Genomic DNA, 16394 nt, shown 5'->3' with positions numbered 1-16394 from the left:
TAGTAAGGAACGACCCTCGGGAACCGACCGCGCCAGCTCAGGAGATCCCGAGCTCCTTGTCGATGAAGTCGAACATCTCGTCCGACGTCGCCGACTGAATCTTGTCCGAAACCGCCTTCTTGCCCGAGTTGCTGGAATCCTGCTCCGCCTCTCCCCACTTCAGAAGGAGCGTCTGCAAGCGCGTCGTGATCCTCGGCCGGTCCACGTCGTCGGCGGAGATCGTGGCCATCGCCGCTTCGATCCGGTCCAGTTCGCCAAGGATCGGTGCGGCCGCCGAGATGCCGTCCTCGACTACGTCGGTACGCAGCCGGCGGGCGAGCGCCACGGGCGTCGGGTGGTCGAAGACGATCGTCGCGGGCAGGCGCAGGCCCGTCGCGGCGTCCAGCCGGTTGCGCAGTTCGACGGCGGTCAGCGAGTCGAACCCGAGTTCCCGGAAGGCCCGCTGGGACTCGACCGACTCCACCGACGGGAAGCCCAGCACCATCGCCACCTGTGTGGTGACCAGGTCGAGCAGCGCTCGTTCCTGCTCCGCCTCCGACATTCCGGCAAGCCGCTCGCGCAGCTCCGAGCCATCGGTCTCGAACTGCGCGGCGGTACCACCGCCGATCGCGGCCTCCAGGATCCGCCGCGCCTCGGGCACCTCGTCGAGCAGTCGGCTGGCCCGGACAGCGACGTAGGAGGGTACGAATCGCTCCCAGTCGAGGTCGGCGATGGCCAGGTGGGTCTCCTGGAGGTCGAGGGCCCGCTGGAGGGCCTTGACCGCCAGCTCCGGGGTCATCGCGGCCATGCCGCCGCGCCGCAGCCGGTCCTCCAGCGCCCCGTCGACCGCCATGCCGCCCTCGGCCCACGGGCCCCAGGCCACCGAGGTGGCCACCAGGCCCTGGGCCCGGCGCTGCTGCGCCAGGGCGTCGAGGTAGGCGTTGGCCGCCGCGTAACTGCCCTGCCCGGCCCCGCCGATGGCTCCGGCGAGCGAGGAGAACAGCACGAACGCGGACAGGTCGAGGCCCTCGGTCAGCTCGTGCAGATTGCGCGCCCCGTCCACCTTGGGACGCAGCACGCCCGCGACCCGCTCCACCGACATCGAGTCCAGGACACCGTCGTCCAGGACGCCCGCCGCGTGCACGACGGCGTTCAGCGGATACCGCTCCGGGATGGCGGCCAGTACGCCGGCCAGGGCATCGCGGTCGGCCGCGTCACAGGCCGCGATGGTCACCTCGGCACCCAACGCGGTGAGCTCGTCGCGCAGTTCGGCCGCGCCGTCGGCCTCCAGGCCTCGGCGGCTGGTCAGCACCAGGTGCTCGGCGCCGGCGCCGGCCAGCCACCGGGCCACCTGGCTGCCCACTCCCCCGGTGCCGCCGGTCACCAGCACCGAGCCGCGCGCGCTCCACGGCCGGGCCGTGGTCCGCGGCGCGGTGGCCCGCACCAGGCGCCGGGTGAACACGCCGGACGTGCGCACCGCCACCTGGTCCTCGAACTCGCCCGCGCCTCCGCCCAGCACACCGGACAGCTGGTTCGCGGCCCGCTCGTCCAGCGTCTCCGGGAGGTCGACCAGACCGCCCCAGAGCCGGGGGTGCTCCAGACCGGCGACCCGGCCGAGGCCCCACATCTGCGCCTGGGCGGCGCTGCGCAGGGTGTCGGACCCGGTCACCGACACGGCGCCTTGTGTCGCCACCCACAGCGGGGCCTCGACACCGGCGTCCACGAGTGCCTGCAACGCGACGAGGTTCAGCGCAAGCCCTCGCGGCACGACCGCGTGCCCGGGGCTGGGACTCTCGTCCAGGGCCAGCAGGGAGAGAACCCCGCTGACGGCCGCGTCGGACGCGCCCTCGGCCGCCGTGCGGAGCCGCTCGGCGACCGCCGCGCGGTCGACGAGGGCCGCGCCGTCGAGCTCGATCCGCGCCACCTCCGCGCCCTGCCGCTCCAGCGTGGTCACCGCGGAGGTGACCAGCTCGTCGTCGGCGTACGACTGGGGAACCATGACCATCCAGGTCCCGGTCAGCGCCCGCTCCGAGAGCTCGGACACCGGAGTCCACGCGATCTGGTAGCGCCAGCCGTCCACCGTGGACCGCTCACGATGACCCTTGCGGTAGGACGACAGGGCGGGGAGCACCTCGGTCAGCGAGGCGTTTCCGTCCACGTCCAGCGCGGTGGTCAGCGCCTCCAAGTCCTCACGCTCGACCGCGTCCCAGAACCGGGCGTCGACCGAATCCGCGGCGGCGGGTGCGGGGGAGTCGTCGCTCTCCGGAGCGTCCAGCCAGTAGCGCTGTCGCTGGAAGGCGTACGTCGGCAACTCGACCCGCCGGACGTCCTGGCCGGCGCACAGGGCCTCCCAGTCCACGGTGACGCCGTGGACATGGAGTTCGGCCAGAGCCGCCGTCAGCGCCTGGGCCTCCGGGCGGTCCTTGCGCAGCGCGGGCACCACGAGGGGAGCCGCGGTCTCCTCCGCCGTCAGGCACTCGCGTGCCATCGCGGAGAGCACACCGTCGGGGCCCACCTCGAAGAACCTGGTCGCGCCCGCGTTCTCCAGGGAGCGCATCCCGTCCGCGAAGCGCACCGCCTCGCGGACATGGCGCACCCAGTACTCGGGCGAGCACACCTCATCCGCGCCCGCCGACTTGCCCGTCACATTGGACACCAGCGCGATCGAGGGCGGCGCGTACGACAGCCCCTCGACGACCTTGCGGAAGTCGCCCAGCATCGCGTCCATACGCGGCGAGTGGAACGCGTGACTGACCCGCAACCGACGAGTCTTACGCCCCCGCTCCGCCCACCGCTCAGCGATCTCCACAACCGCCGCCTCGTCACCGGCGATGACCACGGAGGTGTGGCTGTTGACCGCCGCGACACTCACCTCGGCCTCACGACCGGCCAACGACGGAGCAACCTCCTCCTCCGACGCCTCGACAGCCACCATCGCGCCACCCTCCGGCAACGCCTGCATCAGCCGACCACGAGCCGCCACCAACGTGCACGCGTCCTCCAGCGAGAACACCCCCGCCACATGCGCCGCGGCGATCTCACCGATGGAGTGACCGATCACCACATCCGGCACCACGCCCCACGCGGACAGCAGCCGGAACAACGCCACCTCGACCGCGAACAGCGCGGGCTGGGTGAACGCCGTCCGATCCAGCAACTCGGCATCCACACTCCCCTCCACCGCGAACATCACGTCCTTCAGCGGACGGTCCAGCACCACATCCAGATGCGCACACACCTCATCCAGCGCCCGCGCGAACACCGGGAACGCCTCATACAACTCCCGCCCCATGCCCAGGCGCTGCGCACCCTGACCCGAGAACAGGAACGCGGTGATCCCGCTCGGAGTGGCGACCGAGCGCACGACCCCGGGGGCCTCCTCACCGGTCGCGACGGCCTCCAGCCCGCGCAGCAGCTCCGCACGGTCCGCACCCGTCAGCACGGCACGGTGTTCGAACACCGACCGGCTGGCGACCAGGGAGTAGCCCACGTCCTTCAGGCTCAGTTCCGGCCGTGCGGTCAGATGCGCCCGCAGCCGCCGCGCCTGGGCGCGCAGCCCGTCCGCGCTCCGGGCGGAGAGCGTCCAGGGTGCCGCGCCACGGTCGTCGGGAGCCGTCACCTCGGCCGGTCGCTCGTCCTCCGCGTCCGTCGGGGCCTGCTCGATGATGGCGTGCGCATTGGTGCCGCTGACACCGAACGCGGAGACACCGGCCCGGCGCGGCTGACCCGTCTCGGGCCACTCGGTGGCCTCGGTCAGCAGCCGCACCTCGCCCGCCGACCAGTCCACCTGCGGCGACGGCTCGTCCACGTGCAGCGTCTTCGGCAGCACACCGTGCCGCATCGCCATGATCATCTTGATGATGCCGGCGAGTCCGGACGCGGCCTGGGTGTGTCCGATGTTCGACTTCAGCGCGCCCAGCCACAGGGGCCGGTCCTCGGGGCGCTCCTTGCCGTAGGTGGCCAGCAGCGCCTGCGCCTCGATGGGGTCGCCCAGCGACGTACCCGTGCCGTGTGCCTCCACCGCGTCCACCTCGGCGGCCGACACCCCGGCGTTGGCCAGCGCCTGGCGGATCACCCGCTGCTGCGAGGGGCCGTTGGGGGCTGTCAGACCGTTGGACGCGCCGTCCTGGTTCACCGCCGAGCCCCGCACGATGCCCAGTACCTGGTGGCCGTTGCGCCGCGCGTCCGAGAGCCGCTCCACGAGCAGCACATCGGCGCCCTCGCTCCAGCCCGTACCGTCCGCCGCGGCCGAGAACGGCTTGCAGCGGCCGTCCGGGGCGAGCCCGCCCTGCCGGCTGAACTCGACGAACGCCATCGGAGTGGCCATCACCGCCACACCACCCACCAGCGCCATGGAGCATTCGCCCTGACGCAGCGACTGACAGGCCAGGTGCAGGGCCACCAACGACGACGAGCAGGCCGTGTCCACCGTGACGGCGGGGCCCTCCAGGCCGTAGGTGTAGGAGAGACGGCCGGATACCACGCTGCCGGAGTTGCCGGTCAGCAGATGGCCCTCGACGTCCTCGGGCACCGTCTCCAGGTTGGTGCCGTATCCGGAGCCCGAGAAGCCGACGAACACACCGACCTGGCTGCCCCGCACCGACGCGGGGTTGATGCCCGCCCGCTCGAACGCCTCCCACGAGGTCTCCAGCAGCAGCCGCTGCTGTGGGTCGGTCGCCAGCGCCTCACGCGGCGAGATCCCGAAGAACCCGGGGTCGAACTCGCCCGCGTCGTAGAGGAATCCGCCTTCACGGGCGTAGAAGGTGCCCGGCCGGTCCGGATCCGGGTCGTACATGCCCGACAGGTCCCAGCCGCGGTCCGACGGGAAGGACGAGATGGCGTCGCCGCCGCTCTCGACCAGCTGCCACAGGTCCTCCGGGCTCCGCACCCCGCCGGGGAAACGGCAGCTCATGGAGACGATCGCGATGGGTTCGTCGTCCGCGCCGACCCCGGCGGGAGTCCCGGATCCGGTGGCCACCGCCGGGGACGAGGTGCCCAGCACCTCGGTGCGCAGATGCGCCGCGAGCGTGGTGGCGCTGGGGTAGTCGAAGACCAGCGTGGCGGGCAGGCTGAGACCGGTCTCGGCGGCCAGCCGGTTGCGCAGGTCCACCGCGGTCAGCGAGTCGAAGCCCAGATCGCGGAAGGCCCGGTTCGGCTCGACCATCTCCGCGGAGGCGTATCCGAGCACGGCGGCGGCGTGCTTGCGCACCAGATCGAGCAGCGCCCGGTCCCGCTCGCCCTCGGTGAGGGGCTTCAGCCGCTCGCGCAGCTGGGCCCCGGCGGCGTCGGCGCTCTCGCCACCGTCGCCCTTCGTCTCCAGCGCCCGGACCTCGTCCAGGTCGCTCAGGAGCGGGCTGGGGCGGACCGCGGTGAACGAGGGCGCGAACCGCCCCCAGTCCACGTCCACGACCGTCACCACACCGTCGCCACCGGCCACCGCACGCTCCAGGGCGGCGATCGCCAACTCGGGTGCCATCGCGGGCAGTCCACGCCGCGCCAGCTGCTCCCCCGCGTCGTCCCGGGTCGCCATGCCGCCCTCGGCCCACGGGCCCCAGGAGACGGCGGTGCCCGCGAGACCCCGGGCACGGCGCTGCTCCACCAACGCGTCCAGGAAGGCGTTGCCGGAGCCGTAGACGCCCTGGTTGCCGCCGCCCCACACACCGGAGATGGATGAGAAGACCACGAACGCGTCGAGCTCACGGTCGCCGAGCAGCTCGTCCAGGTTGACGGCGCCCGCGACCTTGCCGGATACCACCCTGGCCGCGTCCGCGAGCTCCGTCTCCAGCAGGGAGGCCGCGATCGTGACACCCGCCGCGTGCACCACTGCGGTGAGCGGCTGGTGCTCCGGCACGGCGGCCAGGACGGCGGCCAGCGCGTCGCGGTCCGCCGCGTCGCACGCGGCCACCGTCACCTCGGCACCCATGCCCTCCAGCTCCGCCTTCAACTCGGCGGCGCCCTCGGCCTCCAGACCGCGACGGCTGGTCAGCACCAGGTGCTCGGCACCGCTACGGACCAGCCAGCGGGCCACCTGGCCGCCGAGCCCGCCCGTGCCGCCGGTGACCAGCACCGTGCCACGCGCCCGCCATGACGTCTCCTCGCCGACGGCCGGGGCGGACCGCACCAGACGGCGTACGAAGACACCGGAGCCGCGCACCGCGACCTGGTCCTCGCCGCCCTCGGCGGACAACACACCGGCCAGCCTCGCCGCACCGCGCCCGTCCAGCGACTCGGGCAGATCGACCAGACCGCCCCACAGTGGCGCCAGCTCAAGACCGGCCACCCGGCCCAGTGCCCAGATCATCGCCTGCGCCGGGCTGGTGAGCCGGTCCGAACGGCCCACGGACACGGCGCCGCGCGTACCGCACCACAACCGGGCCGGAAGCTCCGCCTGAACCATGGCCCGCACCAGCGTCAGGGTCAGCGCATAGCCGCCCGACAGCGCCGGGTGGCCCGGGCAGGGCTCCTCGTCCAGGGCGAGCAGCGACAGCACACCGCCCAGCTCTGGCGTCTCCGCGGCCACCTCGCGCAGCCGCTCGGCCAGCACGTCCGCGTCCAGGTCCCGCTCGTCCACCGCGACCGGGACCACGCCCGCACCGTGCCGCTCGAGCCCGGCGACAACCTCCGGGACCAGCTCGTCCTCGGCGCGGGATGCCGGAACCACCACCAGCCACGTGCCCGACAGCGAGCCGTCGGCGGCGCCGGGGAACGGCTTCCACGCCACCCGATAGCGCCAGCCGTCGATCGTGGACTGGTCGCGGTTGTTGCGGTGATACGCGGAGAGGGCGGGCAGCACCGCGCTCAGCGGCGCCTCGCTGTCGACGGCCAGCGTCCCCGCCAGCGACTCCAGGTCCTGGCGCTCCACCACGTCCCAGAACCGCGCGTCGACGGAGCCGGTGCCATCGGCCACGCTCCCACTGGGCGGCAGGCCGAAGCCGTCCAGCCAGTAGCGCTCGCGCTGGAAGGCGTAGGTCGGCAGCTCGACACGGCGGGCGCCACGGCCCTCCAGTGTGGTGAGCCAGTCGACCTTCCTGCCACGCGCGAACACCTCGGCGGCGGAGGTCAGGAACCGCTCCAGGCCACCCTCGTCACGCCGCAGCGTGCCCACGACCACGGCCTGGGCCTCGGCGGCCTCGACGGTCTGCTGAACGGGAAGGGTGAGCACGGGGTGCGGGCTCACCTCGATGAAGGTGGTGTGTCCCTTGCCGAGCAGTGCGCGGGTGGTGGCTTCCAGCTCGACGGTCTGGCGGAGGTTGCGGTACCAGTACTCCGCGTCCAGCCCTGCGGTGTCCACCAGCTCACCGGACACCGTCGAGTAGAACGGCACCTCCGACGAACGCGGCGTGATGTCCGCCAGGACCTTCAGCAGCTCCTCGTGAATCGCCTCCACGTGGGCGGAGTGCGAGGCGTAGTCCACCGGAACCCGGCGGACCCGCACCTCCTCACCCTCCAGCTGGGCCACCATCTCATCCAGCGCACCCGGGTCACCCGACACCACGACCGAACCCGGGCCGTTCACCGCCGCGACGGAAATCGCGCCGTCCCAGGCGGCGATACGCTCCTTGGCCGCATCCGCCGACAGGCCGACCGACACCATGCCACCACGACCCGCAAGACCCACCGCGATCGCCTGCGACCGCAGGGTGACCACCTTCGCGGCGTCCTCCAGCGAGAGCGCACCCGCGACACAGGCCGCCGCGATCTCACCCTGACTGTGACCCATCACGGCATCCGGCTCGACACCCACCGAACGCCACAGCCTCGCCAACGACACCATCACCGCGAACAACACCGGCTGAACGACATCCACCCGGTCGAAGCCGGGGGCACCGTCAACCCCGCGCAGTACATCCGTCAGCGACCAGTCCACGTAAGCGGACAGAGCCGTCTCACACTCACCGATCGCCTCCGCGAACACCGGCGAGGACTCCAGCAGCCCCACCGCCATCCCCACCCACTGCGCCCCCTGACCCGGGAACACGAACACCGAGCGGCCGCGCACGTCCGCCACACCACGCGTGACACCCGAGGCGACCTCATCCCCCGCCAACGCGCCCAGCCGCTCCAGGAGCTCCTCGCGGTCGGCCCCCGTCACCACCCCACGGTGCTCGAACACCGACCGCGTCCCCACCAGAGAGAACGCCACATCGGCGGCGCCCAGCTCCGGACGGGCCGCCACGAACTCCCGCAGCCTGCCCGCCTGTGCCCGCAGACCCGCAGCGCTCCGGCCGGACACCACCCAGGCCACCGGGCCATCGGCGACCTCGGCCTCGGCCTCCTCAGCGGCCTCGGCCTGCGGGGCCTGCTCCAGGATCGCGTGCGCGTTCGTCCCGCTGATGCCGAACGAGGACACGCCGGCCCGCCGGGGCTGCTCCGACTCGGGCCAGGGGGTGGACTCGTTCAGCAGCCGGATATCGCCCTCCGACCAGTCCACCTGGCTGGACGGCTCATCCGCGTGGAGTGTCTTGGGCAGGACACCGTTCCGTATGGCCATCACCATCTTGATGACGCCACCGACACCGGCGGCCGCCTGGGAGTGGCCGATGTTGGACTTCAGCGAACCCAGCCACAGCGGCTTGTCCTCCGGCCGCTCCTTGCCGTAGGTGGCCATCAGCGCCTGCGCCTCGATCGGGTCGCCCAGCGACGTACCCGTACCGTGCGCCTCCACCGCGTCCACATCGGCCGGTGTCAGGCCCGCGTTGCTCAGCGCCTGGCGGATCACCCGCCGCTGCGAGGGGCCGTTGGGCGCCGTGAGCCCGTTGCTCGCGCCGTCCTGGTTGATGGCCGAGCCCCGGATGACGGCCAGGACCGGGTGTCCGTTGCGCCGGGCGTCCGAGAGCCGCTCCAGGAGCAGCAGGCCCACGCCCTCCGCCCAGCCCGTGCCGTCGGCGCCCGCGCCGAACGCCTTGCACCGTCCGTCGGGGGCCAGCCCGCCCTGGCGGCTGAACTCGACGAACATGCTGGGGGTGAACATGACGGCCACGCCGCCCGCGAGGGCCAGTGAGCACTCCTCCTGACGGAGCGCCTGGCAGGCCCAGTGCAGGGCCACCAGCGACGACGAGCACGCGGTGTCCACCGTGACGGCGGGCCCCTCGAGGCCCAGGGTGTAGGCCACCCGCCCGGACACCACGGAGGTGGCGTTGCCCGCGAGCATCAGCCCCTCCACGTCCGGGGGCATCTCGCTCACTCCGGCGCCGTAGCCGGAGGGCGAGGCGCCGACGAACACACCGGCCTGGCTGCCCCGCACCGACGCCGGGTCGATTCCGGCTCGCTCGAACGCCTCCCACGCGGTTTCCAGCAGCAGCCGCTGCTGGGGGTCGGTGGCGAGCGCCTCCCGCGGGCTCATGGAGAAGAAGCCGGGGTCGAAGTCGCCGGGGGTTTCCAGGAATCCGCCCTCACGGACGGAGAAGGTGCCGGATCGCTCCGAGTCCGGGTCGAAGAAGCCGTCGACGTCCCAGCCCCGGTCCGGAGGGAACTCGGTGATGGCATCGCCGCCCTCGACGACGAGCCGCCACAGCTCCTCCGGGGTCTTCACACCTCCCGGGTACCGGCAGCTCATCGCCACAATGGCGATGGGCTCCCGGTCCCGCTCCTCCACCTGTCGAAGTTGCCGACGAGCCTGACGCAGGTCAGCCGTCACCTTCTTGAGGTAGTCAAGGAGTTTTTCGTCTTCCGCCACTATCCCCAGCCCCTTGAAACACTCTGTGAGTTCCAGCTCGCCACGTCAGGACATTCCGAATTCGTCGTCGATGAGTTTGAAGATCTCGTCGGCGGTGGCCGATTCGATCTCGCTGTCGTCGTCCGCGTCGTCGGCCGGCGCCGTCGCGGCGCCGGACACCGGCCCGGTGCCGCCGGCGGACCACTTCGCCACCAGGCCCTGGAGCCGTTCCATGACCTTGGCGTGCGTCTCGCTGTCGGAGCCGAGCGCCGACAAGGTGGATTCCAGCCGGTCGAGTTCTCCGAAGACCGGCTCGGTCGCGGGCCCGTCCGCGGGAGTGACCTCCTCGCGCAGGAACCGTGCGAGCACCGCCGGGGTCGGGTAGTCGAACACCAGGGTCGCCGGCAGCCGCGTTCCGGTGAGCGCGTTGAGCCGGTTGCGCAGTTCGACGGCCGACAGGGAGTCGAAGCCGAGGTCCTTGAACGCGTGTCCGGGTTCGATCGCCTGCCCCGACGCATAGCCCAGGACGACGGCCACCTGATCGCACACCAGGTCCACCAGGATGCGCTCGCGCTCCGTCTCGGACTTCCCGGCCAGGTGCTGCTTGAGCTCGGCGGTCGGGTCCGCCGTGGTGCTCGCCGCGCCCGCCTCGGCGGTCCTGCGCGCCGGGGCCCGCACCAGTCCACGCAGGAGCGCGGGTACCGGCTCGCCCAGCGAGGACATGTCCATCGTCATGGGCACCAGGACGGCACCGTCGAGATCGCGGGTCGCGTCGAACAGCGCGAGTCCGGCCTCGGGGGTGAGGGCGACCATGCCGGTCCTGGTCATCCGGGTGACATCGGCGTCGGCCAGTTCGGTGGTCATGCCGCCGTCCTGCGTCCACGGTCCCCAGACGAGCGAGGCGGCCGGGAGCCCGGCGGCCCTGCGGTGCTGGGCCAAGGCGTCCATGAACGCGTTGCCCGCCGCGTAGTTGGCCTGGCCGGCGCCACCGAAGGTGCCGGAGACGGAGGAGAACAGGATGAAGGCGGAGAGGTCGAGGTCGCGCGTGAGCTCGTGGAGGTGCAGCGCGGCGTCCACCTTCGGACGCAGCACCTTGTCCACCCGCTCCGGCGTCAGCGACTCCACCACGCCGTCGTCCAGCACACCGGCCGCATGCACCACGGCCGAGAGCGGATGCTCCGACCCGATACCCGCCAGCAGGCTCTCCACCGACGCCCGGTCGGCGACATCGCACGCCATGACCTGTGCCTCGGCACCGAGCCCGGCCAGTTCCGCCACCAACTCCGCCGCACCCGGCGCCTCCACGCCACGACGGCTCGTCAGCACCAGACGCTCAACACCGTGCTCCACCACCAGATGACGGGCCAGCAGCGCGCCCAGACCACCCGTACCACCCGTGATCAGCACCGTCCCCGAACCGTCCAGCCTCCTCGGGATGGTCAGCGCCACCTTGCCGGTATGCCGGGCCTGGCTGATGAAGCGGAAGGCCTCGGGCGCCCTGCGGACATCCCAGGTGCGCACCGGCAGGGGCCGCAGCACCCCGCTCTCGAACAGGGAGATCAGCTCGCCCCACATCTCGTGGATGCGATCGGGTCCCGCCTCCATGAGATCGAACGCCCGGTAGGAGACCCCGTCGTATTCGGCGGCCACCTCCTCCGGCACCCTGATGTCGGTCTTGCCCATCTCCAGGAACCGGCCGCCGCTCGGCAGCAGGCGCAGGCCCGCGTCCACGAACTCCCGCGCCAGCGAGTCCAGTACCACGTCCATACCGCGCCCGCCGGTCACATCCAAGAAGCGCTTCTCGAAGTCCAGCGTGCGCGACGACGCGATGTGCTCGTCGTCCAGACCCAGCGACCGCAGGGTGTCCCACTTGCCCTCGCTCGCCGTACCGAAGACCTCGGCGCCGAGGTGCCGTGCCAACTGGAGCGTGGCCATGCCCACACCACCGGCCGCCGAATGCACCAGCACCGACTGACCGGCCTGGAGACCACCCAGATCCACCATGGCGTAATAGGCCGTCAGGAACACGATCGGGGTGGAGGCCGCCTGCTCGAACGTCCAGTCGTCCGGGATCCGGGCGACGACCCGCCGGTCGGTGATGGCGACCGGGCCGAACGACCCGCTGAAGATGCCCATCACCCGGTCACCGGGTGCCACGTCGGTCACTCCGGGGCCGACCTCGGTCACGGTACCGGCGCCCTCGCCGCCGAGCGGCCCGGCCTCACCGGGGTACATCCCCAGCGCGTTGAGCACATCGCGGAAGTTCATACCCGCGGCGCGCATCTCGACCCTGATCTCGTTCTCGCGCAGGGCTTCGGCGGCAACGGGGCAGGGCAGCAGCGCCAGGTTCTCCAGGGTTCCCTTGGCGTGCATGTCCAGGCGCCATTCCCGGATTCCGGCGGGCGGCAGCAGTGCGGTACCCGAGGAAACCCGGGCCATCCGCTGGCCGAGCACCGTGCCCTCGCGGACCACGGCCTGCGGCTCGTCGGCGGCGAGCACGGCGGGCAGTGCCGCCTTGGACGCCTCGGCGGGCTCCTGCGGGTCCAGGTCCACCAGGACGAAGCAGTTCGGGTTCTCCGACTGCGCGGACCGCACCATGCCCCACAGGGGTGCGTGAATCAGGTCCGGGGTCTCGTCGCGGTCCTCGGGCGCCATGGCGCCGGAGGTCACGAAGACCAGTCGGGAGGAGTCGAACCGGCGGTCGCCGAGCCAGCCCTGGATCATGCCGAGCGTGTGGTGCGTCACCGCGTGGACGGCGCCCGCGGGCTCCGAGCCCCGCTTGGCCTTGCCGCCCTTGCCCTTCCCCTTCGCCTTGCTCTTGGGCTTGCCCCGGGCCGCCTCGTCGTCGAGGCCCGGTGCGTAGGAGACCAGCACGGCCTCCGGGGCAGCGGCGCCACCGTCGATCGCGGCGCCCAGCGCGTCGAGATCGGCGTAGGCGGTCACCTCGGCTCCGGCGATCGCGCCGGCGGCCAGTCCGTAGTGGTCGGTGCCCACCACGGCCCACTTGGCCGTTGCCGCCTCGGCCGGAGCGATGGCCGGAACGGCCGTCCAGTCCAGCGTGAACAGCGAGTCGCGGAACGCCGACGTCCTGGCCGAGTCGATGTGTTCCACCGACACCGGGCGCAGCACGAGGGATTCGATCGACGCCACCGGGCGGCCGGTTCCGTCGGCCACCGCGAGGGAGATGGAATCCGGTCCGAGCTGGGTGAGCCGCACCCGAAGGGTGGAGGCGCCACCGGCGTGGAGCGACACTCCGCTCCAGGAGAACGGGAGCCGGGAGAGGCCGACGTCCTCCAGGGCCACGAAGGTCACCGCCTGCACGGCGGCGTCCAGCAGGGCGGGGTGGAGGCCGAAGTCGACCGCGTCCGACGCGTGCTTCTCACCGAGGCTGACCTCGACGTAGACGTCGTCGCCGGAGCGCCAGGCGGCCCGCAGGCCCTGGAACACCGGGCCGTAGGCGAAGCCGGTGGCGGCGAAGCGCTCGTAGAAGTCGCTGATGTCCAGGGCTTCCGCGTCCGCCGGGGGCCATGCGCTCAGGTCGAACGACGGCTCGGGGCCGGCCGGGGCCAGCGCACCGGCCGCGTGCTGCGTCCACGGCTCCTCCGAGGACGCGTCGGCCGGGCGGGAGTACAGGCTGAGCGAGCGGTAGCCCGTCTCGTCCGTGTCACCCACCCAGAGCTGCACCTGGACCGGTGCGTTCTCGGGCAGGACCATCGGGGTGGCCAGGGTGACCTCCTCGACCCGGCCGCAGCCGACCTGGTCGGCGGCGCGGATGGCCAGTTCGAGGAATCCGGTCCCGGGGAACAGCGCCGCGCCCCCGATCGCGTGGTCGGCGAGCCACGGCTGGCTCTGCACCGACAGCCTGCTGGTGAACAGGAATCCATCGCTGCCCGCGAGCTCGACTCCGGCACCCAGCAGCGGGTGGTTGGGAGCGCTGAGCCCGGCGGAGGCGACGTCCCCGGTCATCGGGCCGGGCGCCTTCGGCCAGTAGCGCTGCCGCTGGAAGGCGTAGGTGGGCAGTTCCACCCGCCGCACATCGTGTCCGGCGAACGCCGTCGACCAGTTCACGGTGGTGCCGTGGACGTGGAGTTCGGCCAGCGCCGTCGTCAGCGACTGGGTCTCGGGGCGGTTCTTGCGCAGCGCGGGGACGAGGGTGAGGGCGTCTCCGGCCTCGTCGGCCGTCAGGCAGTCCTGGGCCATCGCGGTGAGCACACCGTCGGGTCCCACCTCCAGGAACGAGGTCACCCCGAGCTTCTCCAGGGCCCGTACCCCGTCCGCGAAGCGCACCGCCTCCCGCACGTGCCGCACCCAGTACTCCGGCGAGCACACCTCGGCGGCTCCCGCCGACGCACCCGTGAGGTTGGAGACCAGGGAGATCGACGGTGCCTGGAAGGACAGGCCGGAGACGACGTCACGGAAGTCGTCCAGCATCGCGTCCATGCGCGGCGAGTGGAAGGCGTGGCTGACCTTCAGCCTGCGGGTCTTGCGGCCCTCCTGCTCCCACAGCTCGGCGATCTCCAGCGCCGCGGCCTCGTCGCCCGCGATCACCACGGCCGTCGGGCCATTGACCGCGGCGATGCTCACCTCGGCCTCACGACCGGCCAGCGATACCGCGATCTCCTCCTCGGATGCCTGGACGGCCACCATCGCGCCGCCCTCCGGCAGCGCCTGCATCAGCCGGCCACGCGCCGCGATGAGCGCACACGCGTCCTCCAGTGAGAGCACCCCGGCCACATGGGCCGCGGCGACCTCGCCCACCGAGTGGCCGATCAGGACGTCCGCGGTGACGCCCCAGCGCTCCAGCAGCCGGAACAGCGCCACCTCGATGGCGAAGAGCGCGGGCTGGGTGAACGCCGTCTGGTTCAGCAGCTCGGCGTCCGCGGTGCCCTCGGCGGCGAACATCACCTCCTGGAGCGGCCGGTCGAGCAGCACATCGAGATACGCGCACACCTCGTCCAGGGCGCGGGCGAACACCGGGAAGGCGTCGTACAGCTCCCGGCCCATGCCCGGACGCTGCGCGCCCTGACCCGAGAACAGGAACGCCGTCTTGCCGGCCGTGCCCACGGATCCCTGGACGACTCCGGGGGCCGTGGCACCCGAGGCGATGGCCTCGAGACCGCTGAGCAGCCCGTCCCGGTCGCCGCCCAGGAGCACGGCGCGGTGGTCGAAGACGGACCGGGTGGCCGCCAGCGAGTGGCCCACGTCGTTCAGGTCGAGCTCGGGGTGGGCCGTCACGTAGTCGTGCAGGTTCCTCGCCTGGGCGCGCAGCGCCTCGGCACCCTTGCCGGTGACCGTCCAGGGAAGTGCTTCCGCGTCGGCCCGGGGGGCGTCGTCCGTACGGACCCGCTCCACCGGCTCCGGCTCCGGGGCCTGCTCGATGATGGTGTGGGCATTGGTGCCGCTGATGCCGAACGAGGAGATGCCCGCCCGGCGCGGTTCGCCGTTCTCCGGCCACGCGGTCGGCGCGGTCAGCAACCGGACCTCGCCCGCCGTCCAGTCCACATGCGGTGTGGGCTCATCGACATGGAGCGTCCGCGGCAGCACGCCCTCACGCATGGCCATCACCATCTTGATGATCCCGGCCACGCCCGCGGCCGCCTGGGTGTGCCCGAGGTTGGACTTGATGGAGCCCAGCCACAGCGGCTGGTCCTCCGGCCGCCCCTGGCCGTAGGTGGCCAGCAGCGCCTGCGCCTCGATCGGGTCGCCGAGCCGGGTGCCGGTGCCGTGTGCCTCGACCGCCTGCACCTGGTGGGGGGCGAGGTCGGCGCTGGCCAGCGCCTGGCGGATGACCCGCTGCTGCGACGGGCCGTTGGGCGCCGTGATGCCGTTGGACGCACCGTCCTGGTTGATCGCGGAGCCGCGCACGATCGCCATCACCGGGTGACCGTTGCGCCGCGCGTCCGACAGCCGCTCCAGCAGCAGCACGCCGACGCCCTCGGACCAGCCCGTGCCGTCCGCCGACGCGGCGAACGCCTTGCACCGCCCGTCCGACGACAGCCCCTTCTGGCGGCTGAAGTCCACGAACGACCCCGGGCTGGACATGATCGTGACACCGCCGGCCAGCGCGAGGGAGCATTCGCCCTGGCGCAGCGACTGCACGGCCATGTGCAGCGCCACCAGCGACGACGAGCACGCCGTGTCCACCGTGACGGCCGGTCCTTCGAGACCGAAGGTGTAGGAGATACGGCCCGATACGACACTGGCCGCGTTGCCCGTTCCGAGGTAGCCCTCGGGTCCGCCCGGGGCGGTCAGCAGCAGGCCGATGTAGTCCTGGCCGTTGCTTCCCGCGAAGACACCCGTCCGGCTTCCCTTGAGCGACGTGGGGTCGATGCCCGCCCGCTCGAACACCTCCCAGGAGGTCTCCAGCAGCAGCCGCTGCTGCGGGTCGATGGTCAGCGCCTCGCGCGGAGCGATCCCGAAGAACTGCGGATCGAACTCGTCGGCGTCATAGACGAAGCCGCCGCCGCTCGAGTCACTGGTGCCCGAGTTCCCCGAGTCCGGGCCGTAGAGCTCGTCGAGGTCCCAGCCACGGTTGGTCGGGTAGGCGCTGATCGCGTCGCTGCCCTCGGAGACCAGCCGCCACAGGTCCTCAGGAGTGCGTACTCCACCGGGGAAGCGGCAGCTCATCGACACGATCGCGATCGGATCGTCGTCCACGACCGTGCCCGTCACCACCGGCAGGTCATCGGCCGGCGCGGGGGCGGTGCCCAGCACCTCACCGAGCATGAACTCGGCGAGCACCGTGGGCGTCGGGTAGTCG

1 protein-coding gene and 2 pseudogenes are annotated in these 16394 nt (G+C 72.1%); all 3 read right to left on the bottom strand.

The window, feature by feature from the left end; all coding sequences use genetic code 11:
- Positions 1 to 37: 37 nt before the first annotated feature.
- Positions 38 to 9655 (bottom strand): type I polyketide synthase, encoded by a 9618-nt coding sequence (locus ACJX2R_RS45680; protein ID WP_413104903.1) that lies wholly within the window; start codon positions 9653 to 9655, stop codon positions 38 to 40.
- Positions 9656 to 9700: 45 nt separating this feature from the next.
- Positions 9701 to 11035, bottom strand: a pseudogene (locus ACJX2R_RS45675) (SDR family NAD(P)-dependent oxidoreductase); the annotation flags it as partial.
- Between the two features lie 51 nt (positions 11036 to 11086).
- Positions 11087 to 16222: pseudogene (locus tag ACJX2R_RS45670) on the bottom strand (beta-ketoacyl synthase N-terminal-like domain-containing protein); the annotation flags it as partial.
- Positions 16223 to 16394: the final 172 nt, after the last annotated feature.

It is taken from the genome of Streptomyces sp. Inha503 (genome assembly GCF_047215865.1).
Lineage (GTDB): Bacteria > Actinomycetota > Actinomycetes > Streptomycetales > Streptomycetaceae > Streptomyces > Streptomyces lycopersici.
Note: the sequence above shows the minus strand (reverse complement) of the source record. Positions and strands in the feature narration are given on the sequence as shown.